The organism is Hyphomonas sp. CACIAM 19H1, assembly GCF_003325995.1.
Lineage (GTDB): Bacteria > Pseudomonadota > Alphaproteobacteria > Caulobacterales > Hyphomonadaceae > Hyphomonas > Hyphomonas polymorpha.
In genome coordinates this window covers 1,852,431-1,877,333 of record NZ_CP016437.1, presented here as the reverse complement: position 1 = coordinate 1,877,333, position 24,903 = coordinate 1,852,431, and the positions used below count along the sequence as shown (strand labels likewise).

Genomic DNA, 24,903 nt, shown 5'->3' with positions numbered 1-24,903 from the left:
CACCGAAGTGTAGCGGAACCGCATTAGCGCTGCATCCTGTATGACAGGGGCAGCGGGCATGATGCACGATCCGAAACTCGTCTATTCACTTGAGGTTCGCGTGATGGACCTTGAGCAGAAGGTGGCTGATCTGGAGAACAGTCTCCGGGAAATCACGGCTGGGCGCGTAAAAAGCGCGGACCCGAACGTGGTGCCGCTTCCGCCCGCGCTGCTCAAACGCATCAGCGATGGGGAACATCCGGTGCGGGTGATCCGCCAGTTCCGCCTGATGACGCAAAAGGAGCTGGGCGAACTTTGCGGCATCCGTCCGAACCACATCTCGGCCATTGAACGGGGCATGTCTTACGGTCTCAAGACAGCCAAGCGTCTCGCCGATGCCTTGGCAGTGCCGGTAGACCTGCTGACCTGACAGGCAGAGCCGGGTCTCAGCCGGGAATGCAGGCCCGCACGCCGGTGACCGGCAGAACCGTTTCCCACCCATCGGCACCTGTGGTGACCAGGCGGCCGGAGTCAACGCGCTGCCCGCCTTCAAGCATCTCGCCAGGCTTCAGGCTGAGATTGACTGACCATGTACCGTCTGCGGAAAGATACTGGGTTTCGGTGAAGAACTGGCCGAAGACTTCAGCGTTCGTATCGGTAACGATCAGCTTGTGACTGGCGCCGTTATGCAAGACCAGGGCTTCGCCGGTGGCTGCTTTGGTAAAGAATGTGAAGCGGCGCGGCGCGGCCATACCCCATAGAAACAGGCCGCATTCCCCGGCTGCCAGTTTCTGGGGCGGCAGACCTTCAACGGGTACTTCGGCCAACGGTGATCCCATGGCCGCAACCGGTGAGCCGGCCGGCTTATTGGCTTCGGGCGCAGACGCGCAGCCCGCAAGACAGCCCGCGATGAAGGCAATACTCAGGAGACGGATCATTGTGGCACCTGTGCCGGTGTTGCAGGATAACGGTAAACATAAGTGCCGCTTTCTGGAACGAAACCGGCGAGGGGGAGGCCATACTGGAACTGTTGTGGAATTACGCCGGAGACGCGGGCCTCGATGCTGCCGCTGCCACGGAGATGAAACCTGCCGGCAGCGTCCAGTTTCGTGCCAAGCGGACTGGCTGATTGGAGGGGAATGAGCAGCATGTCGCCCTCACAGGAAAGGTTACCGGCCAGGTCCGGCCAACCGGGCCCGAGAAGCGCTGCATTCTTTCCCAGCGCATCGCTCCAGGATTGACCCGAAGCCTTGTCACACGCGCCGTTGTTGAAACGGATGATGTCTCCAGACAAACGCGCCTTGCCGCCCGATTGGCGTATCCAGGCCGCGACGCCATCCAGGGCAGCAAAGTCCAGTTCGATGTTGAAGTCGCGCAGCTCGGTATTTCCGGAAGCATAGGCCCCGGCTTTCCCTGTTCCCTTGCCGGAGGGGCCAGTCCAGTCGAAATCGTACTCGACTCCAAGCGCAAGGAGAGAGGCGGGGTTCAGTTTGAGGCTGGCATCGCCGAGCAGATCCTGTCCTGCCTTGAGGCCAGTGATCTTTCCACCCGCGAGGGTGCCTTCTGCCGAGGTCCAGCTGAGGCCGCGTTCCTCCGCGCCCGCAGTCTTCAGAATAAAACTGAGCGGCGCGAAAGCGACGAGACCAGCCAGAAAGCCGATGATCAGGACAAGGAGAAGAAGAAAACGCATCATGGCTTTTTACCAAGGCTGAATTCCGCGCTGGCGTCCATGCTGCCATCTGCATTCTGTGTGAGAGTGGCGGCGCTGACTGTCACGCCCAGGCCTGTTTCCACCTGTTCCACCCATTGGAAGAATGCCGGGCTGGCTACGTTCGTCAGACTGACCTGGAATGCAGCCGGGCTGGCTGCGGGTGTTTGCGCCGAAAGCCCCGCCTGACCGGCCATCTGGGCTGCCTGAGCCTGCAGCGCGGCTGTATCCTGGGTTGCCGGCGCCGTTATCGCGGGATGTATGGTCTGCCCCTGCTGGATCAGGGCCTCAATCCGGTCGAGGCGCGCAAGGGTCTGTGTGCCTCTCTCATGATTGAGTTTTGCGCGGTCCAGCGTTGAGATTGCCGGCTGCAGCACGAGTTGCCAGATAATGGCCACGGCGAGCAGCAAGCCAGCGATGCCGAGCAAAGCCTTCTCGCGGGAGCTGCGCGTATTCCACCAGGCGCTCATGGCATCGGCTCCAGAGTAATTTGAGTAACGGCCTCGCCCGGACTTTGCTCCGCTGCGTTGGATGAGACAGCGAAGCCGCGGCTCTGCAGAAAGGCCACGACGGAGGCGGCCGTCTCCGGGGTCGACGCCTCAATGTCTGCCACAAGACGGCTGGCGCTGCCATCAAATGTCAGCGTTGAAATGCGTGTATCCGGATTAAGAGCGACGGCTTCATAAAGCGCGGCAACGGTTGTGCGGAAGTCGATGGTATCGGGCACGGCGGCAACGGCCAGCATGTCGCGGGTCGCCCTGTCGATGTCCGCCGGAATGGCTGCGGCTGGGAAGATAGCGGCATAGCGCTCCGCTGCGCGTTTTCCGAGTTGCTCGGCCGCGTAGTTATAGTTTCGGGCTTCAAGGATCAGCGTACCCGTCCAGACCGAAACGGCAGCAACACCAATACCGGCGGCCTTGCGCCAGGCGCTGACACCCTGTTTTGTTTCCCTTGGGGGGGTAAATGCCCCGGCGCGCAGGTTCACGCCGGGATGCGTGGTGCTGCGTTCTGCCAGGCGGATGATCTGGATGCCGTCCCGAAGGCTGGGCGCGAGATCTCCTGCCAGGGCTTCGCGTGCCTGATCTGGAAGACCAGCATCGATTGCGATGATGCGGTTTCCTTCCCGCTGGAGAATATGGTCGCCCATATCAACGGGTTGCGAGATATCGGTATACAGACTTTGTTCTGGCAGCAGTTTCGCCGGCGATAATCCTGCCTTTGACAGAAGCTCCAGCCAGGATGTCATCAGGGCGCGATCAACGACATAGATATCGCGCTCAACTGTCTCTCTCATCCGTGGACCGAGGACGAGATGAACCTCTTCCACGGGTTGGGCGAGCTCATCTTCGATCGCATAGAGAGCGGCGCGTACCGCTTCGGCTTCGTTACGCGCGGGGACAGGGACACGGAAATGGCCCACGGCCGTTGCGGGCGCGAAGGCGATGCAGCTGGCCGCTCCGAAGGGGCCACGATGATTTACAAGTTCAAGGCGGTCGCCCCGTTCCTGCGCAATCTGCATGGCGCCGTCAGCCTGCGCGGGCAGTGCAATATAAAGAATGGATTTCATCATTCTTCTCCCATCCTGCGCCAGATTGTTTCGGGCGCAGAGCCACCTTTGGCCGAAATGATGAAGGAGAATGGCCAGCTGCCGCCGTCAAGTGTTGTTTGCCCTTCGGCGAGATAGGTCGTGCTGAGTGTTGAAAGGGCTTCGGTCTGTTTCTGGCCTTCAGGAATGGTGCGGATGTCGGGCAGCGCCTCGAACTCGTCGACACTCGCCCAGCCCGTATCCGGCCGATCCATGAGGATTCTCTCTGCCGCCGTCAGAGTGAGGGCTTCAGAATAGAAGGCGCGCAAGAGCGAGGCCTGATCCGGGCGAAGCGTGTTGATGTTGAGACGTGTCATCTGGGTCTCCGGCCGGGCACAGATCAGCGGCGCGAGCGCCTTCCGAAGGGGACTGGTATAGCCCATCACAGAGGCCAGTTCGCGCGGACTGTCCATGGGTTGGTTGGCTGCGCGATAACCGGGGCTGAGCGTGAGGTAATAGCCATCCTCCGCGCCGCCTTGCCGGGTGTTGCTGTCGGCATCCACCCAGTCTGCCAGCGCATTGGCGAGACTGCTCGCATCGGTGGCCGGAATGTCGAGATCACGCAGTAGGGTGGCCCAGGACAGGCGGGCATAAGTAGCGGCGCCTTCATCGGGGTTGGCGAGCGCGTTTATGTTGAAACAATTGGACGCGTCATTGACCTGTAGCGAGACGACGCCTCCCCGGAGGGGCAGGACAACTGGCTGAGAGAGGCCTACGGTTAGCGGTGTAAGCTGCCCGTTGGTAAGAACGGACATCTCCGCCACAGCGCTGAGTGCCAGAGCTTCTGCAGAATAGGCCGCCCAGCCCGCATCGGCGCGGCGCGTAGCCGCCTTCGCCATAGCCGTCTGCTGGGTGATGGCCATAGTCGCCATGAGCGCTGCGACGGCGAGCGCCGCCACAATGAACAGGATCGACAGCAGGGCTGCCCCGCGTTGGGGATCAGGGCGCATCATTCGCGCAGCCCCAGGCGGAATTTCGCCGTCAGCGTATCGCCTTCGCCAAAGGTGAAGACCAGCTGGATTTTGTCCGGCAAAGGGGCGTCTACCATGCTCGCGGGGACGATCCAGTCAGGCTTCCAGATTTGCTCACGGCCATACTGGACGGAAATATCTTCCAAACCCGACAGGACGATTTGCTCCGCAACCGCTGTGCCGGGGCCCGCGTCAGGCGCGCTCCAGGATCGGCGGATCAGGGCGCCGTTGTCGAACTGGTATTCCACCCGCTGAAGATCGCTGCGGGGCAGGTCTGCGGGATTTGACCAGCCATTGCGCACAAAGGTCATGATACGTCCGTCATACCGGATCGGCTGGCCTTCGAAACGGGTCGGAAGATCCGAACTCGCGTCGGCGCGGCTGGGGCGATCCACGAAGGCCGCGAAATCGTCCCGTAGCACGGCGAGAGCGGTCTGCAGCTCCCGGGCGTCATTCCCGCGAACCTCAATCAGCCGTGTACTTCGCAGGGATTGGGTCAGCATAACGCCGCCTGCCGTTGCCAGAAGCGCTACGACGAACAGCGCGATCAAAGTCTCCATCAGGGAGATGCCAGATTGGGGGCTGGGGGTGGCGTTCATCTGTCCGCCTTGATGCGGTGAAGAAGCGCTACTTCGCTGAGCACTGCCTCCTCGTCCGCCGCGCGCACACGGATGCTGACTTCTACAACATCGTCGCGAGGGGCGGGGGTGATATCCCGCTGCCAGACAAAGCTGCGGCCGCGCTGTACCTCTTGCCCTCCCGATCGTCCGATCACTTGCAGTTCCGGGTTGGTAATCGTTTCGACGGCGACATTTTCGGCCACCTGACGGGCCAGCGCGCGGTCTCCCATCTGAGCGCTGATGCGGAGGCTGCTTGTGTTGAGAGAAATGAGCCCCATTGCAGCAGTCGCGAAAACCGCGACGGCCACGAGCGCTTCCATCAGCGTGAAACCCTGCTGGTTGCCCATCATCGCTGATCCATTTCAACATTGCCGTCTGGCAGCAGGGTGAGGCTGGTGAGGACGCCGTTGCGCGAGAGTTCGATGGCCACCGGCAGGGTGTGGCCGAGGGGATCGAAGATGACGGCCGGGGCCGGCTCTCCTCCTTTCTCAAGCAATGCTGGCGGTCTGCCGTCTATGCGGATGCTGATGTCCTTCGGGAGCTGATGGCTTTCCAACACGCGCCAGGCGCCGTTCTGCCAGATCGCCGGGGAATAGCTGCCGCCGTCGACAATAAGGCCTGCAGGCTGACCTGTGATCGACGCGCGATTGGCGGCCTGCTCAAGCGCTTCGCGAAGCTGATCGGATTCCTGCTTGAAGACATGCCGGGTGGGAATGGTGAGCAGGATCAGCGTGGTGGCGACGGCGATGATGGAGAGCGTGACCATGATCTCGACCAGCGACAGCCCGGCCTGCGGGTCGCCTGCAGGCGCCCTCAGAGATTGGGTAGCGAAATGAGGAGCATCACGCAGCACGGGCGCAGCATCAGTCCCAGTTGCCGATATCGGCGTCGTTGCCTTCTCCGCCGGGTTTGCCATCTGCGCCGAAGGAGAAGACATCAAACCGGCCACCAGAACGCACCCCGGGGAAGGTGTACTGATAGGGATTGCCCCAGGGATCGTTCTGTACGCGGCGGATATAGCCGCCGGGGCGGTAGAGGGTGGTATCGATGCCGGGCGGCGGGCTGGAGAGGGCGGCGAGGCCCTGATCAGTGGAAGGGTAGGTGTAGAGGTCGAGGCTGTACTGCTCGAGCGCGTTCTCGAGATTCGAGATGTCGGCTTTGGCCTTGGTGACGCGCGAGCGGTCACCCACCGGGGCGACGTTGACGATGATCAGCGTCGCCAGGAGGCCCATGATGAAAACCACGACCATCAGTTCGACCAGAGAGAAACCGGCTTGGTGGCGGCGTTTTTCTTCTGTGTTTGCTTCAGTTTCAGGTGGCATGAGGGCGCTCCTTTATCCGAGGGCGAGAGTGTTGAGCTGCATGATGGGCAGCATGATCGACAGGACGATCGTGCCGACCACGCCGCCCAGGAAAATGATGATCAGAGGTTCGAGCAGGCCGAGGGCAACATTGGTGGCCGTTTCGAATTCGTCTTCCAGAAAATCGGCGGCGCGGTTCATCATCGCGGGGACGTTGCGGGCCGCTTCGCCGCTGGCAACCATATGGACCATCATCTGGGGGAAAACCCCCGTGGACTTCATGGCCGAAGAGAGGGCGCCGCCACGCTGGACGGTTTCGAGGATCTGATCGGCGGCGTCCCGAAACACCAAATTCCCCATGGCGTTTCGCGCGCCCGAGAGGCTTTCGAGGACGGTGGCGCCAGCGCCGGACATGGTAGCATGGATGCGGGCGAAGCGAGCCGAGGCGACTTTCCGGTTCATGTCGCCGAAAAAGGGAATACGCAGGACAAAGGCGTCCCAGCGGCGTTTCCAGGCCGGAATCTTCAGGACACGCAGCGCCAGGAACACGCCAAGCGCGGCCAGAGCCAGGACAACCAGGCCCCAATCGCGGACAAATCCGGACAAGCCAATGACAAATGTGGTCAAAGGCGGCAGTTCTGACGCGCCCAGCATGGCAAATTGTTCGACAAGCTTGGGCACAACCCAGACCATCAGGGCCGTCACCATGGCAGTGGCCATGATGCCAAGGATGATCGGATAGATGAGCGCTGAGCGAACCAGGGTGCGCAGCCGGTAACTGCGCTCAAGGTGGTGGGCGAGCTGATCGAGGACGAGACCGAGACGGCCCGAGCTTTCGCCGGAGGAAACCACCGCCCGGAAGAGGGGCGGAAAGGCGCGCGGCGCGCCCCGCATGGCTTCGGCGAGGGTAGCGCCTTCCATAACCTGAGAGCGCACACCGAGGAGCAGGCCGCGCTGGGGCGAGGCATCGCTGTCGCCGGCCGCAGCCGTCAACGCCTGTTCGACCGTCATGCCGGACGAGACGAGCACGGCGAGCTGGCGCGTCAGAAGCGTGCGTTCCTTGTCGCTGAGGCGGCCGGCACCTGCGAAACCGGCGGCTTTCTCACCGCGCGCCTCTGTGAGCGAGACGGGGGTGAGCTGGCGGTTACGCAACTCGCGGCGGGCGGCGCGGGCGGTATCAGCTGAGATGACGCCGCTGGTGCGCCGCCCGTCAACCGTCAGAGCCTTGTATTCAAATGCTGCCACCGAACCAGGCCTCCCGGCGGCAGACGTGGAGCAGTTCCTCGGCGCTCGAGTCGCCGCTCAGCACATGCCGCAAACCGTTCTGAAACAGCATATCAGATTTCGCGAAAGCTGCGCGCTCAATCTCTTCTTCGGTGGCGCCGTCATGGATCATGCGGCGGATAGGGGCGTCGATAAGCAGCAGCTCGTATACGCCCAAGCGGCCCTCATAGCCGGTATGGCCGCAGGCAGCGCAGCCGGTCGGCCGATAGAGCGTGAGATCGGTTCTGCCAGCGAGGCCAAGACGTTCCAGCAGGGCAGGCGGCGGTGAATAGGCTTCCTTGCAATGCACACAAAGCTTCCGGACGAGGCGTTGAGCCAGCACGGCGCGCAGCGTGGAGGCGAGCAGGAAACTTTCCACACCCATGTCCCGCAGGCGGGTGATGGCGCCAGCAGAGCTGTTTGTATGGATGGTGGACAGGGCAAGGCGGCCTGTGAGCGCAAATTCGAGTGCGACCTCTGCCGTTTCCACATCCCGGATCTCGCCGACCATGACGATGTTGGGGTCGTTCCGGAGGATCGAGCGCAGGGTGGCGGCGAAGGTGAGGCCGACCTTATGGTCCATCGGCGTCTGGCTGATGCCATCGAGACCATACTCCACGGGATCTTCCAGCGTCATGATGTTGACGCGCCCGGTGTTGAGCTGGGCAAGGGCGGAATAGAGCGTCGTGGTTTTGCCTGAACCCGTCGGGCCGGTGACGAGGATCACGCCATTGGGTTCACTGAGGGCGGCGCGGAAGCGGCGTTCGGTGTCCTCGTCCATGCCGAGGGTTTCCAGGCCCATGAGGGCTTGGCGCGTATCGAGCAGGCGCAGGGCAACACGCTCGCCATAGCGCGTGGGTAGCGTAGCCACCCGGACATCCAGCGCGCGGCCGCCCAGCGTCAGCGAGATGCGCCCATCTTGGGGCATACGCTTTTCGGCAATATCCAGCCGGCTCATCACCTTGATGCGCGAGACGAGTGGGGCCGAAACGCGCCGGGACGCCGTGAACACTTCCTGCAACTCGCCGTCGATGCGGTAGCGGACCGAGAGTTTGTCCTCAAAGGGATCAATGTGAATGTCGGACGCCCGGCGGCGGATGGCATCCTGCAGCAGGCCGTTGATCAGGCTGATAATCGGAGCGTCTGTATCGCCTGCAAGCAGATCTTCCGTTTGCGGAAGACCATCAAACAGGCTTTCGAGATCCCCGCCAGTGCCAGCGGCGGCCTCGGCGGCGCTGCCATCAAGGCGCGACTGGCCGAAGCTTTCCGAGAGCTGGCGCTCATACTGCGCGGCATTCATCGCTTCCAGATGCACCGGCAGGCCGGCAACGCGGCGGGCCTCCACTAGGGCGACTGGATCGGCGCCTTCGCGGACAGCGAAAGTCGGCTCCGCGCGGCCGGGAACAACGACTATCCCCTTGTCGCGGGCAAATGCATAAGTGACCTGAGCGCGTGTCATGAGACAATTATCGCGGCGTCTGGACCGCTTGGGAAGCCGGGCCACCAGTTCCGAGAACTTCCCGGACGAACTGGTCGACAGTTCCGCCGGGCCTCTGATCCCGCATCAGCTCTTCGGCCTGTACATAGAGATATTTCTGCTGGGTGACCGCTTGCGCATCCGCTTTGCTGCGAACGATGGTGGGGCGAATGAAGACCATCAGGTTCCGGCGTGTCGCGGCCTTGCCTTCCGAGCGGAAGAGACGGCCCACAGCGGGAATGTCTCCCAGCACGGGGACTTTCGTATCGCGCAGCGTATCAGTCTGCTCGACGAGACCGCCAAGGACGATGATTTCACCGTCATCTGCCAGAACGCTGGCGCGAATTTCGCGCTTGTCGAGAATGAGATCCGGCGTGACTGTGCCGACGCTGCCGAAGACGCTGGAGACTTCCTGGCGGATGTCGAGGCGGACGGTGTCATTCTCGCCAATGCGGGGCGTGACTTCGAGCTGGATACCGATGTCCTTGCGCTCCACCGTGCGGAAGGGGTTGGAATTGGCGTCTCCCAGAACCTGGCCCGTGGTGACCGGAATTTCTTGGCCGACGATGAGCGCGGATGTCGCATTGTTCAGCGTCATGCCGAAGGGGGTCGACAGGATGCGCGAGGATGTATCGTCCTGCACGGCATTGAGGATGACGCCGAAGAGGTTGTCGCCGGATGTGCCGCCGAAACCGAGCGTGAGGCCCGAGGAGCCCGTCAGTGAGCTGATGGCTGCATCGCGGAAGGGGTTGGCGGAGGCGGGATCGGAGAAAGCGTCCGTAACGAGCGCGCCCGTCAGGGCAAGGAGGTTTGGCGCGGCGCGCGAGAAGTTTGTCGAGGCGAAAGGAACATCTCCGCCTGTCCCGGAAAGCAGGAATTGCAGGCCAAGCTCACGCGCGGCATCATCCGACATTTCCACAATGATGGCTTCAACCATCACCTGCGGGCGGCGAACATCCAGCGCGGTGACCACCCGCTCCATGGCGAGTATTGTTTCGGGGTTTGCGCTGATAACGATGGAGTTGGTGGGGCCGTGATGGGCGATCGTCTGAGAAACGGGGGCCGTTTCTGCCGGTGACCGCTGCATGGCCATGCTGTTGGCCACGCGCTCCAGTATCGGAACGACTTCGGCCGCGTCGGCGTAGTTCAGTGTGATGACGCGGACATGATCGCGCTGCGGATTGGTGGCGTCGAGTTCGAGTGCAACGCGTTTGGCGCGGTCGACGGAGGTGGCGTCGCCCCTCAGGATAATGGAGTTGCTTGTGAGGGAGGCAACGGCAGAGAGGCGATTGATGGTCTGACCGCCCTGGCCGCCGGCGTCCCCCTGGAGACGTGTAAGGACGGTTTCCATTTCAGCGGCCGGAACATTTGCCAGCGGAATGGTTTCGGTGACGGTCTGGTCGCGATCCACGGTTTCAATGATGCGGCGGACGCGCTCTAGATTAGAGGCATAGTCAACAACAACGAGTGTGTTCGTGGCCGTATTGGCAACAACCTGGCCCTGCGAGTCGAGCAGCGGCTTGATCATCTGCGCGGTTTCCATCGCGTTCGCGCGGTTCAGCTTGATGACTTCGGTGATGAACGCGTTGGCGCCGGGCCCCGACATTGGCGCTTCGGTGGACGCGATGGCGCGCGGCACGATGCGGTAAGTGTCCTTACCGGCGGGGACAGCGGCGAAGCCCTGGATGCGCAGCGTTGTCAGGAACACCTGGAAGAGTTCCTGGGTGGACATTGGCGTTTGCGAGACGACGGATACGCGCGCCTTGCGGACATCCGGATGCGTGACGAATGTGTATCCTGTCAGCATGGAGATGTCTTCGATCAGCGTATTCAGCTCGACATCTTCAAGGTTCAGGACGTGCTTGTCCTGAGAGGGAGCAGGTGCCTGGGCGGCCGCAAACTGAGTGGCGGTGAGCGCAGCCGCAGCCGCGAGCAATATACGTTTGGTCATTGAGAAAGGCCGGAATCGGGGGAAAGCCGTAGGCGGACGATGGCGCCGTTGCGAACAACATCCAGCGCGATTGATTGAGAACTCATCACTGCAGACTGGATCGCCTCGGGGCCCATGCCCTCAATGCTGGCGCCATTGACGCGCAGGACCAAATCGCCCGCTTCAAGCCCGGCCGACTGGAAGTGTCCCTGACCGCGCGGGGAGAGGCGGTAGCCGGCCACGGCGCCGTTGCGCAGTTCCGGGTGCATCTCCACGTCTGTCAGCAGCAGCGCAGGGGTGACCGGCGCCAGGCTTGAGCCAGCGGGAGGCGCAGAGGATGTTGGCGGCGCCGGTTGAGCCGGCTGGATGCTGACAGACGTAGCGCTGGACGATGATGACGAGCCGGCAAACAGCGGCTTGTCCGGGTCGTTCAGGAGAAGTTCCTGAAGCTGGCCATTGAAGCGCAAGAACACCCGGTCTGCCGCGACCGTTTCCAAGACGGCGCCCGAAACGATCTGATCACCGATGGAAAAACGCTTCTGGGTGTTGTCGGGCAGGATAAGCACGGCGCTGCTGGTCCAGGCGGCACCGTCTGACCAGCGCAGGCCGGCGATCTTCAGGTTGAGGGAGGTGGGGACGGCGATCTGGCTGGGCTCGGCAGCGCTCGGGCGGAAGGGGTCTGTCTGGGTCAGCAGGGCGAGCGAGGATTGGTTGCCCGCTGCGCCTGAGACGGCAGGGATCTGGGGAAGAGCGCTCGCGCCGTCACCCGGCGCAGCGATGAGCCAGGCGAAACGGGCCAGCAGAAGCCCGGTCGTGAGCGCAAGGGCAGCTTCAATGGCGGTACGGCCGATCAAACTATACGCTGCCAGCCGAGTGCCGCCTTCCGGTCCGAACAGTTTCATCAGCCTTACACTCCTGCGAAATACAGAGCTTCTTAATCACACTCTTGCGACAGTTCTGAGACGAACCCCAGCCCGAATGCACTGGTTATCAACAGATCGAGCTTAGAATTGTATCCGGTTTTCCGTAGCTCGAAAGACTTCTGATTTCACCAAGAATATGAGGCGCAGCAGGGGTTTATTGCCTGCTGCGCCTCGAATTTCACCCGGCTTCTCCGGTGGCACGAAAATTAACCAGAGTTAGAACGCCGCGCTGAGGCCAACGGACAGGGTTGTGCCGACATCATACTGGTTAACCCGGACATAGCCGTCATTACCGGTCTGATATTCTTCGAAATCCTCCTTGAGGAGGTTTTTCGCCTTGATATCGAGCGTGAAGGCTTTACCGCGAAGGTCGAAGCCTTTCTTGTAGACGAGGTCGAGGTTGATGCCCGGATCCTGCAGGAAGTCAGGCTGGCCCGCCGGCGCGCGGGCGGTGACCCGCTCGCTGGCATAGTTGGCAAGAAGGGTCAGCTGCGAACGGGCAGCCTCATCTTCCCAGCCGATCTGCAGGTTGGCGATATGCTCGGACTGGCCCTGAAGACGCGTGCCATCGATGATGAAGTCCGTGGCGGGACGGGGCTGACCACCGGCCTGCAGCGGATACACCACGTCTCCGGAACCGGCCTTCACCTCGGATGTGGTGTAGGTGTAGTTGGCCTGCACCAGGAATTCCTTCGAGTCGAAGAAGGCTCCCTTGATGGGGCTGTCGAAGACGCGTTTGAAGTCGATCTCGGCGCCGTAGAGAATGGCTTCAGGCGCGTTGAGGTAAGTCTGGAACACCGAGGCGCTCTGCTGGACCACAACGGCTTCCACCGGACGGTCGAGCTGTTTGAAGAAGACGCCAGCAGTCACGGCCTGGCCGCGGTCGAAATACAATTCGTACCGGGCGTCGAGGTTCAGTATCTCCGTATCCGTCAGATAGGGATTGCCGATGAACGTCCGGCCGCTTTCCGGGTCGTAATACTGCTGGGGCGCAAGTTCGCGGAACTGCGGGCGGCCGATGCTCTTGGAAGCTCCCAGACGAAGCTGCTGATCCTCGGCGAAGTTCCAGGTCAGCGTTGCGGCTGGCAGCAGGTACTGGTTTTCCAGTTCCGGCGGCGCTTCTGGCGCAGTTTCCGAAGCGATCAGCGAGAGCGGCGTTACCGACTGGGTTGCGTCCTCGAAACGGACGCCCACAGCGGTGCGAACCAGAGGGATGATTTCCGCGTCAACCTTCGCATAGGCACCGAAGACCTTTAGGTCTGCGTCATACGCGGCCGCACCCGAAGAGCCAGTGATTTCGCGCAGGACAAAGAGGTCAGGATTGATGTTGTAGTTGGCGAACAGGAAGTCCGGGCGCTGTTGCGACACGAGGAAATCCAGCGGCGGATTACCCACGATGAAGCTGAAGATGCGCGATTGGGCGCTCCGATCATTCTGATAGGCTTCAACGCCCGCAGAGTATTCGATGTCGCGGGCCGAAGAGAGCGACTGTACGTATTTCACATCGGCGCCACCGCTCACGACCTTGTCGTCGAGATAGGAGAAGGTCGTGCTGTTCGACGAGCCCGAACCCGAAGGATCGTAGATGTAGCTGTTGGTGATTTCGCTGAATATGAAGCGTGTGGCCCGCTCATACGGAGCATCGCGCTTTGTCTGGGAAAGTGCAGCTCTCCAGTCGAGAGTCCAAGGGCCACGATAGTGGTCGCCGTTGATCTGGGTGCTGTAGAGTTCACGGGCATACCAACCCGTGCGGTCATCCCGCACATCGCGCGAGGCCAGATCGTCGTATCCTTCGCGGATGCTCGTCTGTTTCGTGGTGCGGCGGATGTACAGATTGGTCCAGTTGAACTTGTCATCGCCAAAATCAAGACCGACGCCGAAAAGGCCGTCCCAGCCGATGTTCTGTTCCGTGGTCAGATAATCATAGGTCGAGGTGGCGCTGAGAATGCCACCATTGATCTCGCCGACTTCCTGCCGGCCATTACGCGTGCGCCAGTCATTGCTGTAGCCCAGGACGCCGATGATGCCGAGTTCAGCGCCACCGAGGTCGAAGGACGTTCCAGCGGATGCTTCATAGCTGCCGTTCATCGGTATGCTATCGTTCGTCTGGATGAGGTTGATGGGCGCGTTGGTGAACGCCTGCCCCATGGCTTGCAGCTCCGCATCGGTGAAGTTGTTGTTCTGGATCCGATTGCCAGTAGCCATTGCCTGGCGCACCAGGCCGGGGATCTTGCGTGTGCCATCGTCGAAACCGAGCACATCGCTGTCGGCACCATAGTGGGTGATGCCGTCTTTGCCCGTCGTTTCGGTGTTGTAGCTACCCGATACGCTGAGTTCGAGGAAGCGTTCCTTAGGGATGTTCAGCGTGCGAAGATCAACGATGCCGCCGCCGAATTCACCCGGATATTCAACCGAGTAGGTTTTCTGGACAAGGACGTTTTCGAGAATGTTTGTGGGGAAGAGATCGAGCGGAACAACGCGCTGGAGCGGTTCCGGGCTTGGAAGGGGCGAGCCGTTAAGGCGGGCAGCAGAATAGCGCTCACCCAGACCTCGGACATACACGAAACGGCCTTCGGCAATCGTGATACCGGTGACGCGGGCCAGAGCAGAGGCGGCGTCGGAGTCGCCCTGGCGCGCGAGATCCTCCGGCGCGAGGAAAGCGGCGACTTCAGAAGTGCTGCGCAGCACTTCTGGAATATAACGGCCAAGAACAACAACTTCCTGAAGCTGGAGATCCTGAGCTTCGGGTGCTGCCGCCTCAGGGGACGTATCGGAAGTGTTTTCAGTTTGAGCCGAAGCGAAGGCGGGCGCAAGGATCGCTGTCGAAGCGATCAGCAGGGTCCGGAGGGACAGCGAGCTGAATTTCATGAGATAAGATCCTGAATGGATGCTTGAGATGAGAAGAAACGGAGGCCTCTTTGCGAGGCCTCCGTCTTGGTCATGGTGTTAGTGGCAGGTCGGCTGACCCGGCAGGCTGCAGGTCCAGCCTTCGTACCAGTTGTCGCTGGCATCGCGCACGGCGCCGACATAGTCGACCGGCGTGAGGAAGCCCGTGATGAATGTGTTGTTCGTGCCCAGACCAACCCCGGCGTTCAGGGAGGTGGGGAAGGTGGACGCGGTCACCGCATTCTCATTGGCGCCGTTGATGAACCCGCCAGTGAGCGTTGAGGTGCCGTTGAGCACGTTCGTGGGGTGGGTCAGCAGAGTTTCTACGGTTGCATCGGGGATATCGGTCGCCGGCGTGGTGCCAGCCGCGCCGCCATCACCATTGCCACCGGCGCAGGAGAAGAAGACCGAGCGATAGAGCGGACCGTTGCCCTCAACACCGTTAGGGTTGTTCAGCGTTGCGTTGGTGGCGATGTTCACGCACTGATGGTTACCCGGATGGCGGATGACCGTGTTGTAAACGCGCGCCGTGTGGCCAGTATTGTGGACAACGGCGTCCCGCGTGCTGTTTTCACGCATGACGATTGTCCAGTTGGAGTAGGTCGGGCGGGTGAAGAAATCAGCGGTGTTGGTGCCGCGCGAACTGGTTTCCCACGCAAAGTCTCCACCCCCGGAACGCTGATACACGATACCGAACTGAGCCGCACCGCGCCAGCCAGAGTCGGTGTCGAAGGAGTCATCATCATTGCCGGTAAGCACGATGTAGCGGATGTTCACGTTCCCGCCGAAGATCTCGATACCGTCATCCGAGCTGTTGTGAACCTGGACGTACTCAAACGTCGTACCATTACCGACGCCGGCGAGGGTAATGCCGTTGAGTTCGTTGTTCGGCGCGATTTCAAAGCCGGAATAGGAGAGGCGGAGATAGCGGATACGGCCGCTGTTGTCGGTCGGCGTGTTGCCGCCGTAAAAGGCGTCTGCGCCTTCCACCTGCGCCTCACAGGCGATGTTCGGCGGGGTCACGGCTCCGCAACCATCCGATGTCGGAGCACGGCCGAGGATCACGAGACCGCCCCACTGGCCGATCGAATTTTCGGTAGCGGTGCCTGCGATGTTGGCCCGGCTTGTCAAGATGATCGGATCATCGGCTTCGCCCTCAGCGAAGATCTGCGAACCCCGGTTCACGAGAAGGTAGTCGCCACCAGAGTTGCCGAAAATGGTCACGCCCGGCTCGATCGTCAGGATACCCGAGGTGCGGCCTGCAATCGGGCTGTTGGGGTCAGAGCCAAGGTCGGTGCCCACCTGGGTGCGGCCAGCGACCGAGTAGATCGTGCCGTCGCGTTTGGGAACCACAAGGTTGCCTACGATTGTGCTTGGCAGCTGGCAGATACGTTTGTCGGAAATCGTGCCCACGTTCGAGAACTCGGCCGGGCAGTCGGCTGCCGGACCGCCTGTCGGCGTGGTCGGGGTGGTCGGCGTGGTGGGAGGGGTCGGTGCCGGCGCGGTAGGCGACGGAACGAAAGCGCCAACGCCAGGCGAGGCAACGCCATCAGCGCCGCTGCAGGCGCCGAGCAGCGCGACTGCAGCACAGCCGAGAAGCGCCGCGCGGAAGTTATTCTTGGTCAACATCAATGTCTCCGTCGTGAACCCTGAGCGGGCGCGCTGACGGTTTCCCCCGCCGCGCTCCCCAGACGCTAATTTGCCGTCTGCCCGCAGCGCGGAGCCTTAAGATTTGATTGCAACACTTACGGGAAGTTTAGATGACACTTCCGTGAACTGCGTGCGCGGCGCCACGTGTGTGGCGCGCTGGCAACATTACATATTTATGGAGTATTCGGCGGGGAACATCTCCCCCCAGCCACGCTCGCGAAACCATTTCGTGATGACGTATTTCACGCCCGAACGGACCTTCATGCCGTGGTGGATCGTGTACGGATTGACGCTTCCATCCGGATTCAGGTTGTTCCAAATAACGGCTTTGCCCTTTTCGGGCATGATGGTTTTCTCAAGCCTGCGGAACCGGGTTCCGCCACCTTCTTCAACATCATTGAGATAGATCATGAACGTCCAGGTGCGTTGACCGGTGAACTGGCAGTGAACCTGATAGTCTCTGGTTCCCGGCAGGAAATAATCATAGTGTGCCTTGTATTCCTGTTCGACATCATACCGCTGCGTCTGGGTGGCATCGGAATAGGACCAGTGAACGCCGAGCGCTTCGGCGATGAGTTCGTCCAGTTGCATCACGAGATTGTTGCCAAGAGAACCGATGTCTGAAGAGCGCGAAGTGCGGACCTTCGGGTCTGCAAAAACATCTGTCGTTGTCGACGCACGCAGGCGTTCGTCTGTCAGGGCGATCAGCTGATCGCACGTCTCCGGCGCCAGGAAATTTGGCCAGACATAGAGCTGCGCCTTGGAAACAGGAACACGCCGGAGCAGGGGATGGTTCAGTGCGCGCCGGGTGAGGGGCGCATTGGAAAGGGCAGCATGGTCAACGTCGGAGATTGGGCGGCGGCCATCATAAGCGTCGCGCATCAGCGCGCGTATGGTGGCCTCGTCAAACCCATTCTTGATGAGCAGGCGTTTGACCTCGTGCGGCTCCACACCGGTTCTCAGGCGAACCCATGTGTAGGTCAGCCACTCATCGCTGATCGTCATGTTCGTCATCGCAGCACCATTCCTGTGGCGTGAATAGTGCAGGGATGTGACGATGAGATGACACTTGAAAACAACGTAGGCTGATTAAAAACATACCTACACGGAATATACCATATTATGTATCTCATTGACGCAAATATGTAAAATATGTATTGTGACAGTTATGTTACAGTTGAAATACAGAGCTTTGTCACTCCTCGCTCTGGCGATTGCGGCGCCAGGGGTGGCCCTTTCGGAAGCCGGTTCGCTGGCGCGTTTCTCCCCCGGAGAATCGAGCGGAATGACTTCTGCGGCAGACCGGTCGAATGTCAGTAAAGATCTCCTCGCGGCGATCGAGAGCGTCCGGCTGGATGCTGGTCTCGCGGGCTTCGCGGAGCATCAGAAACTGGCTCTCGTTGCCCAGGAGCATGCAAGGGACATGGCGCGCCGCCACTACGCAGCTGATGTCTCCCCGGAAGGGCGAACGCTGCTTGATCATGTCCGCCAGGCTGACCGGCAGACGCTTTACAGCGCGTTCGGGACGGCGATCGCCATCGTTGACGCCGGCACCAGCGCGGACACGGTACTGGCCGCGCTGATGTCGGATCCGTCCAACAAGGAAAACCTGCTGCGTTCAGGCTTCGATCATGTCGGGATCGGCGCGGTCGAGCAGGGTGGGCGGCTGTATGTTGTGCAGCTGCTGGCGCGGGTTGAAGGGCAGTTGCAGCGGCCGTTGCCTGTCAACTCAAGCGGCGCCGAGAGCCTGCGCGTGGATCTTGCTGCGCGCGGTATGACCCCGGTGAGCTGGTCGCTCAGCGACGGCGCGGGGACGACACTGCTTCGCGGCACAGGTGAGCGCATTCGCGATCCGCGCGGCACAGGAGCAGAAGGATACCTCAATCTCGATGTCGCGATGGGGCCGGACGTCTACACGCTTCGTGGACCGTATGTGCGTGTGAACTAGCTACGCAAGCGATACAGCGGCCAAGAAAAAGCCGGAGCAGGGATGCTCCGGCTTCTTTGCATTCAGGGGCGCCGAATCAATCGGCGGAGAGCGCGCGAAGAACTTTCGCCATCGTCTCAAGTTTGGCGACAGAGCTCGTGCGGTCGATCAGGGCGTGACAGCGGGCGCGCGATTCGCTCACCGGGTCTCTCGATTCCTGCGACGCGGCATCGGAGGTCTGGAACAGTTCAGCGATCGGCACGCGGAGCGCGCGGGCTACGCTGGAAAGCATCCCCGCGCTGAGGCGGTTGGTGCCGGTTTCGTACTTCTGAAGTTGCTGATGGCTAATGCCCAGTTCCTGGCCGAGTTCGGACAGGGTGAAGTTCTGAGCAATACGGAGTTCCCTGATTTTTTCGCCAACCTGCTGGTCAACCTTTGTGGGAGAGCGGGAACCAGCAGCCCGAATTTCTTCTTGCATCATTTTCCACCTTTAGGTTTTAATCTGTCTCCTAAGTGACAGGCGTTCTAGCAAGTTTTCCGGTGCATAAATTTCTGAAACGCTTGCCAAATATTTGAAACGCTGGGGAGCTTGGGCTTAACGTTCATGTCGGATGCTGGAATTCATACTGCAATCCTAATTCCAGATAATCGCCTTAAATACTAGTAATCTCGCTTCCAGCGGACGGAAATCCTTGATTCACCAGTAGAACGCGCTTCGGACGTAACTGAAATCTGAGGGCGGGGTTGCCATTCAACTTCTACAGAATTCCCAGCAGCGCCAGCGGTTGTCACCTCCAGATAGACATCCGGTGCCAGATACTGGCCCACCCCCAGTTCTGTAGTACCTTCATCACTCATGCCCAGCCGCAGGCGATCAAGGCCGAGGCCGGCCTGTATCTGGCCCAGAGGGTCAAGGCCGCCGCCCTGGCCGCTGAGGCGGGCAATGGAACTGGCCAGTTCGGCTGCTTCCAGCGCGGACAGGTCCATGACCGAGCGCCCAAACAGCATTCTTGCAAGAATTTCGTCCGCGGGCAGGTCCGGCGTGCTTGTGAGTTCGATTCGCGGGCTGGTCGGAGAGCCCGTGACATCGATTCGTGCCGAGAAACCATCCACCACACGGGCCGCGCTGATCGCCACCCTGGCGGAATCAACCGGTCCGTCGAAGGTTACGGTGCCTGCATCGAAAACAAAGGGTCGGCGCGCAAGCTCCAGCTCGCCGCGAACCAGGGTCGCGCGTCCATTGAGAAGCGGCGCGGCGGGAGAGCCGGTGACGTTGACATTGACGCCCCATTCGGAATCGAGACCTCGCCCATCAATGAAAATCCTGCGATCCGACTGGATGCGGAAATTGAACTTGATCGGCTTTTCAAGAACCGGATCAACCGGCTCGTCCGAAAGATCCTCCCGCCAGCGTACATCCAGGCGGCGGACGCCGGCGGACGGCAAATTGTCGAGCGAATACCGGGCCTCATCCACGTTGAGACTGCCGGAAATAACGCGGTCTGTTGCCGATTCGGTGAGCGCAGCCGTACCGGAAAGGCGCATACTGTCCGAATTACGGTCATATACGAGCAGCCGCCTGAGCTCGATGTCGACCTTGCCCTGGCCAGCGTCATCGAGCCGGCCTGTGGCTTTCAGCGTGCCGCCGTCTGGCCCTTGCCCGGTCGCATCCACGGCTATCGCACCATCCTCCAGGGCGGCATTGAGATCGAACCGGGCGATCCGGAAACCCATGGCGCCATATTCATAGACGCCATCGGAAACATCGACCCGCGCATCAATCTGCGGAGTCTCGAGCGTGCCTGCCAGGCGGAGGGATGAGTTGAGCGTGCCGCCGATGTCATGACCATAGGCCAGCGCAATCTGGCGAATAGCTTCAAGGTCGCCGCTGAACTTTGCGTTGCCCAGCAAGGCACCTTGATTGTTGAGGCGCGCCATCTGGCCTTCTTCGGCGATGACCGGGAGCGCAAAAGCGAAATCCCCGCCCAGGGTGGGGCCATAACTGGCGCTGCCATCAATCGAGAGCAGCCTGGCATCCAGTTTTCCGCTGACATCGAGGTCTATGGCGCCGTCCAACCCGGTCACCGGGCTGTTGCTGCGAATGTCAAAGCTTCCGGAAGGTGATCGGCCGTAAGGCCGGAACGAGCCGGCGCCATCTATCCGCGCGGAGGACACGAGCGCGCCAAAGGAGGATAGGACCGGGCTGATATCAACATTGTCGAGGGCAAATTTGAATTCAGGTGACGTGCCAACCATACCCAGGGAAATCTGGGCGGCCCCGCCAAAAATGCCAAGGTCGGCGTCCACCTCGGGCGTCTCTCCCAGCCGCCAGCGGGCGTCCCGCCGGGTTGATACCGTCTGCCCAAAGATCATGCCGCCCAGTGAAAGCGTCCCTTCCGGAGCGTCTCCCGAAACAGACGCGGTTCCAGATACCCGCATGTCCGTCTGCCGATTGCGGGCTGGGTCTTCAAGTTTTGCCGAGAACTGGTAGCCGCGTTCGGTGGTCGTAATGTCAGCGGTGACGCGCTCGAAATGCACATCTTCCGAAACCACGGTGTTGCGTGCGTCCGCGCTCATGATGATGGAGAGCGGTTCTCCGGAAGCCTGGCGCACGGAAGCATCCAGCGCAATCTGCCCGAACTCAATCCCGCTGAACACGAAATCATTTCCGGATATGCGGGCGGCTGCGTCCAGGTCGCCGGCATCAGAAAATTCGGCATGACCGCCCACCTGCAGCTGGCCCAGGAAGCCTGAAATGTCGTCAATCCGTGTCGAGCGCTCGCTGCGTTGGAGGATTGCGGAGAGGGCGATGTTCTCCTCGCCATACTGACCCGCAACCCTGACGGGGCCGTCAATGTTCGAGCCGGATTGTTCAAGCGATGTTGTAACTGAAAGCCGATCGATCCTCTGGGCGCCATTCACGATATAGCCGTCGACACTTTCTGCAGCGATGAGAAGGGTGTCACCGGGTTGAGAAATCTTTCCTCCGGTCGTGCCGAGATTTACTGTTGTGCCGCTAGTTGTCAGGTCGGCGGTCTGCTGCGCAGTGAAGTCAAGAGCGAGGCCGCTCGGGCCCGCCAGCGTACCTGACATATCCGCGCTGAGGCCCGGAAGACGGGCACGGATCATCCGTGCCGTGACGTCTCCGCCAGCAATGCGTAGGGACGCCGCCGCGTTGCCGTTTCCATTCACCAGCGCGCTGGCAGCCTCCGGCCCGGAAAGATTTCGGAGGGCAAGGTTTGTTGAAACATCTATGGATGAAAACGGCCCCTCAATACTGAGGATACCGTCTGCTGATCCCGTAAGGCTGGGAACGAAAGGGTCAATTGCCTGATCCAGGCGGCCTGCCAAAGCGAGACGGCCTTCCTTGACGTCCACGGTGCCCGCCAGGTTGAGGGAGCCTGTCTCGTGACGGACCTCGCTGTCTTGGAGGGTCAACGCCTGTGAGGAAAGATCGAAGCGCCCGTTCAGCGTGACGGAGGGCGTCGGGCCGACGGCGGCGCTGGCAAGATCGCCAATCGGGAAGGGGCCCTGCAGTTCCAGATTGCCTGTAAACGGAATGGCGCCATCGGTGAAACCTACGGTGACGCGCCCCGTGGCGGCCTCAAAAGGAAGCACTGAATCCTCTTCCGCAACAAGGCGGAGGTCGCCCACATAGCCAGCATCACCATCCGCATAGGTGAGTTCACCATTCAGCCAGATACCTGCGCCTCTTTCCCAGAACGGGCGCAGCGAGGCGAGATCCGCGCTGAGGTGGGCAGGGCCGATCAATTCGCGCCTGTCGAGATCCGCGAGGCCGGCGAGGTGTACTTCCCCCTCTGCAAGCAGGCCATCCAGTTCAAAGTTAGCTTCATTTCCGTCCAGGCGGGCAGAGAGGGAGGCTTCCGCCGAATTTCCCAGAAGCGAGATAATATCATCCGGCAACGGAAGAGATGTGGAGTCGATCTTTGCCGAAGCGCTGAGGCGGCCATTCTCCATTTTGCCCGAGAGGTAAGCCTTGTCTTCGCGGTCGATGGAGAAGCGCGCCTCGGCGACACCATTCATCAGGTCACCCGCGCCGTTGGCCTCAAGGCGTGCGGCCGAGCCCGGCTCCAGTTCGAGCATGTGAGCAAACATGCCGTCGGCTGGCGCGTCTGCAATCACCGTAATGTCAAACCGTTTCGACGCGGTCATGACGATCAGCAGGTCTACGCGGTCGCCGCGCCCTTCCAGCGGGCGCAGGCGCAGTGCGGCATCCAGCGCGCCGCTGGACTGCTGCACGAAACGCGCGCTGATCTCCGAAGCCGATTGGGGGCCGGCAACGCCGTCTGCCAGCACCAGCCTGTCAAGCACGAGCGAGTTGAGATTGACGCGCCAATTCCCGCCGCCTTCAGAAGGCGGGCGGGGCTCCCTCTCGGGCCGCTCGAATATGGAGATGTTGTCGATATCGAGTTCGGAGATATCTACTGATCGCGAAAGCAGCGACAGGGGCGACCAGCGAAGACGCAAATTCTGAGCTTCAGCCCAGACGCCGCCCTCATTGATGATCTGTATCTTGCCGACACGAAGGTCTGACAGGGGGTCTCCCCTCAGCCCCTCGATATGCAGCCGGCCATATCCGGCCACGTCCATGCCATCGATCTGGGATACGATGAAGTTCCGCCCACTGTCGGTCGTGATCCACACTCTCACGGCGCCAGCTGCGGCAACGCTGCCTGCCGCCGCAATAATTGCGCCGGTGAGCCAGGGGTGGCGCCGCCGCCAGTCCTGAAGGGGGAGTGCGGGAACCTTCATCAGAATGCTTGCCCGATAGAAACATAGATCTGCAGCGGCGCGTCCCCATCGCGCTTGCTCAGGGGCGCGGCGACATCAAACCGGATCGGGCCAAACCCCGGATAGTACCGGATGCCGAGACCGACGGACGCCTTTGCATCGCTGAAGACCGTGCCCGGATCATCGCCCGCCGCGCCGACATCCACGAAGGCGGCATAACCAAACCGCTCCGACCGCCGCCAGCGCAGTTCCGCAGACGCCGAAAAGAGGCTGCGCCCGCCAAAATACTCGCCGAACTCGTCGGTGGGTGAAAGGGACTGGTATTCGTAGCCACGCACTGTGCCGCCGCCCCCGGCAAAGAACAGCCTGTCGGTTGGCACGGCGTTGGAGCCGGCAAAGGCGCCATATTCGGCGCGGACGGCCGCGACGAGATCGCTGGCAATCTTCCGGTAGGTCGCGCCGGAGATCTGCATGCGTGTGTAGCCGGGCGTGCTGTTACCCACGGACACACCGGACTCTACAGACGCAAATCCGCGGATGCCTTCCTGCGGATCCAGCGGATCACCAACGTCTGTATACGCAGCAGTTACCGGAATGGAGAAGGTAACCTGTTCGCGTTCGCCGAGATAAATGCGCGTGCGCTGATCGGTTATGCGTGTGGCGTCTATGGCAGCGCCGATGGAGAGGGTGAGCTGGCGTGTGAAGGGCTGAGAAAGCGTTGCGGCGATCTTGGCGCCGTCCAGATCGTAAGCCTGCGTCTCCTCCTGGCGAACGCCGGCCTCTGTCGTAAGTGTGCGGCCGAAACGGCCAATATTCGGCAATTCATAAGCGGCGGTAAGGCTTCTGGCGAGGGTCGCGGCTTCCGCGCTTACGGTGACCTTGTCTGCGCGTCCGGTGATGTTGCGCTTTTCCCAGCGTGCGTCCGCGCCGACGCCTTCAGTTGTGGAGGCGCTGACACCGAAGCTGACAGAGCGAGGCTTCGCTTCGGTCAGGGTAAGGGAGACCGTATGATACCCCTCGGCATCGGGCTCTCTGGAAACGACAACGCCAATGCCTTCATAGAGACCACTGGAACGCAGGCGGCTGCGCAGCCGGTCGATGGTGCGCGGATTATAGGTTGCGCCTTCCCGCCAGGTCTTCAGAACCTGAATGGCTTTCTGGGAGCGGGGATTGGTCTCGTCACTTTCCAGTTCGCCGAGGCGGACCATCGGACCGGGATCAACCGTATAGGTTATCTCGACATTTTCTTCCTCGCGCGAGGCAAGCGCGTCGATTCCCGGGCTTGTGGCGAAAGCGTAGCCCCGCATCTGCAGGGATGTGACGAGCTCAGCCTCAACGCGCTCCACCTCCTGCGCCCTTACGATGCTTCCGGAGGGGAGCTTGGCAAGGTGGCCGTCAATGATCCTGCGTGTGTCCGGATCGACCGTTTCAGCGCCATTCAGGCTCACGGAGAGGACGGTGAAACGAGGTCCGGGGTCGACATTGAGGGCGGCGCTGGCATCCATTGCGGTGAAGTCTTCCGGGCGCACTTCGGCCGCCAGATAGCCCTCGGACGCAAGGAGGTCTTCTATGGACCGCGCGAGGGTTTGCGCGCGGTTTCGCTTTTCCAGAACGCTTCGCGGTGCGGGCTGATCCGTATTGAGCAGGGCATTGGCGCGGGCAGCGAGCGCTGGCGGGACACCAATCAGATGAAAATGACCCTGCGCGACGGACCCATTTGAGACGCCATTTCCGTTCTGCGTTCCATTAATGGAGGCACAGGCAGTAACGGCGCCCAGCAGGCAGGCGCCAGCAATCGGCCGAAGCCGACTAAATCCAGAGTTCGGAATACCGCGTATCATAGTTACCAATATTCAGCTTTCTGCCGACCTATTTCCCTGCAAGAACTGGCCCAATTATCCTGAAGGAACCGTGAAGCCCGGATATCAGCC

Annotated in this window: 21 protein-coding genes; 2 read left to right on the top strand and 19 right to left on the bottom strand. The window is 61.1% G+C overall.

Annotation, left to right across the window (positions count from 1 at the left end):
* Positions 1 to 58: 58 nt before the first annotated feature.
* A complete protein-coding gene (locus BBF93_RS08795) occupies positions 59 to 409 on the top strand; it encodes a helix-turn-helix transcriptional regulator (RefSeq protein WP_162174020.1) in 351 nt (116 codons plus the stop codon).
* Between the two features lie 16 nt (positions 410 to 425).
* Here BBF93_RS08795 and BBF93_RS08790 read toward each other — a convergent pair whose 3' ends face one another.
* The 16 genes from BBF93_RS08790 to BBF93_RS08715 form a co-directional block, all read right to left on the bottom strand.
* Positions 426 to 917, bottom strand: a complete 492-nt coding sequence (locus tag BBF93_RS08790; RefSeq protein ID WP_035596093.1) for a hypothetical protein — start codon at positions 915 to 917, stop codon at positions 426 to 428.
* On the bottom strand, positions 914 to 1,672 hold the full coding sequence (gene gspN, locus BBF93_RS08785; RefSeq protein WP_035596096.1) for a type II secretion system protein N: 759 nt from the start codon (positions 1,670 to 1,672) through the stop codon (positions 914 to 916). The genes BBF93_RS08790 and gspN overlap by 4 nt, the downstream gene beginning before the upstream one ends.
* Positions 1,669 to 2,157 (bottom strand): type II secretion system protein GspM, encoded by a 489-nt coding sequence (gspM, locus tag BBF93_RS08780; RefSeq protein WP_114105661.1) that lies wholly within the window; start codon positions 2,155 to 2,157, stop codon positions 1,669 to 1,671. Before gspM ends, gspN begins: the two co-directional genes overlap by 4 nt.
* The gene (gene gspL, locus BBF93_RS08775) at positions 2,154 to 3,257 is read right to left on the bottom strand and encodes a type II secretion system protein GspL (RefSeq protein WP_114105660.1); all 1,104 of its coding nucleotides are present in this window, start codon (positions 3,255 to 3,257) and stop codon (positions 2,154 to 2,156) included. The genes gspM and gspL overlap by 4 nt, the downstream gene beginning before the upstream one ends.
* Complete coding sequence (gene gspK, locus BBF93_RS08770) at positions 3,254 to 4,225, bottom strand: type II secretion system minor pseudopilin GspK (protein WP_114105659.1); 972 nt, start codon at positions 4,223 to 4,225, stop codon at positions 3,254 to 3,256. The genes gspL and gspK overlap by 4 nt, the downstream gene beginning before the upstream one ends.
* Positions 4,222 to 4,842, bottom strand: coding sequence for a type II secretion system minor pseudopilin GspJ (gspJ, locus tag BBF93_RS08765; RefSeq protein ID WP_114105658.1), 621 nt, complete (start codon positions 4,840 to 4,842; stop codon positions 4,222 to 4,224). The genes gspK and gspJ overlap by 4 nt, the downstream gene beginning before the upstream one ends.
* Complete coding sequence (gene gspI, locus BBF93_RS08760; RefSeq protein ID WP_051612386.1) at positions 4,839 to 5,213, bottom strand: type II secretion system minor pseudopilin GspI; 375 nt, start codon at positions 5,211 to 5,213, stop codon at positions 4,839 to 4,841. Before gspI ends, gspJ begins: the two co-directional genes overlap by 4 nt.
* The gene (locus BBF93_RS08755; RefSeq protein ID WP_114105657.1) at positions 5,210 to 5,800 is read right to left on the bottom strand and encodes a GspH/FimT family pseudopilin; all 591 of its coding nucleotides are present in this window, start codon (positions 5,798 to 5,800) and stop codon (positions 5,210 to 5,212) included. The genes gspI and BBF93_RS08755 overlap by 4 nt, the downstream gene beginning before the upstream one ends.
* Positions 5,727 to 6,185, bottom strand: coding sequence for a type II secretion system major pseudopilin GspG (gene gspG, locus BBF93_RS08750; RefSeq protein ID WP_035596112.1), 459 nt, complete (start codon positions 6,183 to 6,185; stop codon positions 5,727 to 5,729). Before gspG ends, BBF93_RS08755 begins: the two co-directional genes overlap by 74 nt.
* A 12-nt stretch (positions 6,186 to 6,197) precedes the next feature.
* Entirely contained in the window at positions 6,198 to 7,409 is a 1,212-nt protein-coding gene (locus tag BBF93_RS08745) for a type II secretion system F family protein (protein ID WP_114105656.1), read from the bottom strand.
* Positions 7,396 to 8,886, bottom strand: coding sequence for a GspE/PulE family protein (locus BBF93_RS08740; RefSeq protein WP_035596117.1), 1,491 nt, complete (start codon positions 8,884 to 8,886; stop codon positions 7,396 to 7,398). The genes BBF93_RS08745 and BBF93_RS08740 overlap by 14 nt, the downstream gene beginning before the upstream one ends.
* A 7-nt stretch (positions 8,887 to 8,893) precedes the next feature.
* On the bottom strand, positions 8,894 to 10,855 hold the full coding sequence (gene gspD / locus BBF93_RS08735; protein ID WP_035596118.1) for a type II secretion system secretin GspD: 1,962 nt from the start codon (positions 10,853 to 10,855) through the stop codon (positions 8,894 to 8,896).
* Positions 10,852 to 11,736: a type II secretion system protein N gene (locus tag BBF93_RS08730; protein ID WP_035596121.1), complete on the bottom strand. Its 885-nt coding sequence runs from the start codon at positions 11,734 to 11,736 to the stop codon at positions 10,852 to 10,854. The genes gspD and BBF93_RS08730 overlap by 4 nt, the downstream gene beginning before the upstream one ends.
* A 237-nt stretch (positions 11,737 to 11,973) precedes the next feature.
* Positions 11,974 to 14,625: a TonB-dependent receptor domain-containing protein gene (locus tag BBF93_RS08725; RefSeq protein ID WP_035596123.1), complete on the bottom strand. Its 2,652-nt coding sequence runs from the start codon at positions 14,623 to 14,625 to the stop codon at positions 11,974 to 11,976.
* A 78-nt stretch (positions 14,626 to 14,703) separates the two neighbouring features.
* On the bottom strand, positions 14,704 to 16,272 hold the full coding sequence (locus BBF93_RS08720; protein ID WP_035596125.1) for a hypothetical protein: 1,569 nt from the start codon (positions 16,270 to 16,272) through the stop codon (positions 14,704 to 14,706).
* A gap of 186 nt (positions 16,273 to 16,458) precedes the next feature.
* Positions 16,459 to 17,307 carry a 2OG-Fe(II) oxygenase gene (locus BBF93_RS08715; protein WP_206742134.1) on the bottom strand — a complete coding sequence of 283 codons (849 nt, stop codon included), beginning with the start codon at positions 17,305 to 17,307 and terminating at the stop codon, positions 16,459 to 16,461.
* A 271-nt stretch (positions 17,308 to 17,578) separates the two neighbouring features.
* On the opposite strand from BBF93_RS08715, the gene BBF93_RS08710 reads away from it, so the two are divergent.
* Entirely contained in the window at positions 17,579 to 18,241 is a 663-nt protein-coding gene (locus BBF93_RS08710; RefSeq protein WP_035596128.1) for a CAP domain-containing protein, read from the top strand.
* A gap of 76 nt (positions 18,242 to 18,317) precedes the next feature.
* Here BBF93_RS08710 and BBF93_RS08705 read toward each other — a convergent pair whose 3' ends face one another.
* The 3 genes from BBF93_RS08705 to BBF93_RS08695 all read right to left on the bottom strand — a co-directional run bounded on the left by BBF93_RS08705 (position 18,318) and on the right by BBF93_RS08695 (position 24,813).
* Entirely contained in the window at positions 18,318 to 18,701 is a 384-nt protein-coding gene (locus BBF93_RS08705) for a helix-turn-helix domain-containing protein (protein WP_051612387.1), read from the bottom strand.
* Between the two features lie 179 nt (positions 18,702 to 18,880).
* Positions 18,881 to 22,993, bottom strand: a complete 4,113-nt coding sequence (locus tag BBF93_RS08700) for a translocation/assembly module TamB domain-containing protein (protein WP_035596131.1) — start codon at positions 22,991 to 22,993, stop codon at positions 18,881 to 18,883.
* Positions 22,993 to 24,813, bottom strand: a complete 1,821-nt coding sequence (locus BBF93_RS08695) for an autotransporter assembly complex family protein (protein ID WP_035596134.1) — start codon at positions 24,811 to 24,813, stop codon at positions 22,993 to 22,995. The genes BBF93_RS08700 and BBF93_RS08695 overlap by 1 nt, the downstream gene beginning before the upstream one ends.
* Positions 24,814 to 24,903 lie beyond the last annotated feature (90 nt).

What these genes read in the sequence shown, in the direction of transcription:
- BBF93_RS08725 (WP_035596123.1), bottom strand. Translation starts at nt 14,625, where the DNA reads ATGAAATTCAGCTCGCTGTCCCTCCGGACCCTGCTGATCGCTTCGACA.
- BBF93_RS08715 (WP_206742134.1), bottom strand. Translation starts at nt 17,307, where the DNA reads ATGACGAACATGACGATCAGCGATGAGTGGCTGACCTACACATGGGTT.
- gspG (WP_035596112.1), bottom strand. Translation starts at nt 6,185, where the DNA reads ATGCCACCTGAAACTGAAGCAAACACAGAAGAAAAACGCCGCCACCAA.
- gspN (WP_035596096.1), bottom strand. Translation starts at nt 1,672, where the DNA reads ATGATGCGTTTTCTTCTTCTCCTTGTCCTGATCATCGGCTTTCTGGCT.
- BBF93_RS08790 (WP_035596093.1), bottom strand. Translation starts at nt 917, where the DNA reads ATGATCCGTCTCCTGAGTATTGCCTTCATCGCGGGCTGTCTTGCGGGC.
- gspD (WP_035596118.1), bottom strand. Translation starts at nt 10,855, where the DNA reads ATGACCAAACGTATATTGCTCGCGGCTGCGGCTGCGCTCACCGCCACT.
- BBF93_RS08705 (WP_051612387.1), bottom strand. Translation starts at nt 18,701, where the DNA reads ATGATGCAAGAAGAAATTCGGGCTGCTGGTTCCCGCTCTCCCACAAAG.
- BBF93_RS08755 (WP_114105657.1), bottom strand. Translation starts at nt 5,800, where the DNA reads ATGTCTTCTCCTTCGGCGCAGATGGCAAACCCGGCGGAGAAGGCAACG.
- gspJ (WP_114105658.1), bottom strand. Translation starts at nt 4,842, where the DNA reads ATGAACGCCACCCCCAGCCCCCAATCTGGCATCTCCCTGATGGAGACT.
- gspI (WP_051612386.1), bottom strand. Translation starts at nt 5,213, where the DNA reads ATGATGGGCAACCAGCAGGGTTTCACGCTGATGGAAGCGCTCGTGGCC.
- BBF93_RS08795 (WP_162174020.1), top strand. Translation starts at nt 59, where the DNA reads ATGATGCACGATCCGAAACTCGTCTATTCACTTGAGGTTCGCGTGATG.
- BBF93_RS08740 (WP_035596117.1), bottom strand. Translation starts at nt 8,886, where the DNA reads ATGACACGCGCTCAGGTCACTTATGCATTTGCCCGCGACAAGGGGATA.
- BBF93_RS08710 (WP_035596128.1), top strand. Translation starts at nt 17,579, where the DNA reads ATGACTTCTGCGGCAGACCGGTCGAATGTCAGTAAAGATCTCCTCGCG.
- gspM (WP_114105661.1), bottom strand. Translation starts at nt 2,157, where the DNA reads ATGAGCGCCTGGTGGAATACGCGCAGCTCCCGCGAGAAGGCTTTGCTC.
- BBF93_RS08700 (WP_035596131.1), bottom strand. Translation starts at nt 22,993, where the DNA reads ATGAAGGTTCCCGCACTCCCCCTTCAGGACTGGCGGCGGCGCCACCCC.
- BBF93_RS08730 (WP_035596121.1), bottom strand. Translation starts at nt 11,736, where the DNA reads ATGAAACTGTTCGGACCGGAAGGCGGCACTCGGCTGGCAGCGTATAGT.
- BBF93_RS08695 (WP_035596134.1), bottom strand. Translation starts at nt 24,813, where the DNA reads ATGATACGCGGTATTCCGAACTCTGGATTTAGTCGGCTTCGGCCGATT.
- gspL (WP_114105660.1), bottom strand. Translation starts at nt 3,257, where the DNA reads ATGATGAAATCCATTCTTTATATTGCACTGCCCGCGCAGGCTGACGGC.
- gspK (WP_114105659.1), bottom strand. Translation starts at nt 4,225, where the DNA reads ATGATGCGCCCTGATCCCCAACGCGGGGCAGCCCTGCTGTCGATCCTG.
- BBF93_RS08720 (WP_035596125.1), bottom strand. Translation starts at nt 16,272, where the DNA reads ATGTTGACCAAGAATAACTTCCGCGCGGCGCTTCTCGGCTGTGCTGCA.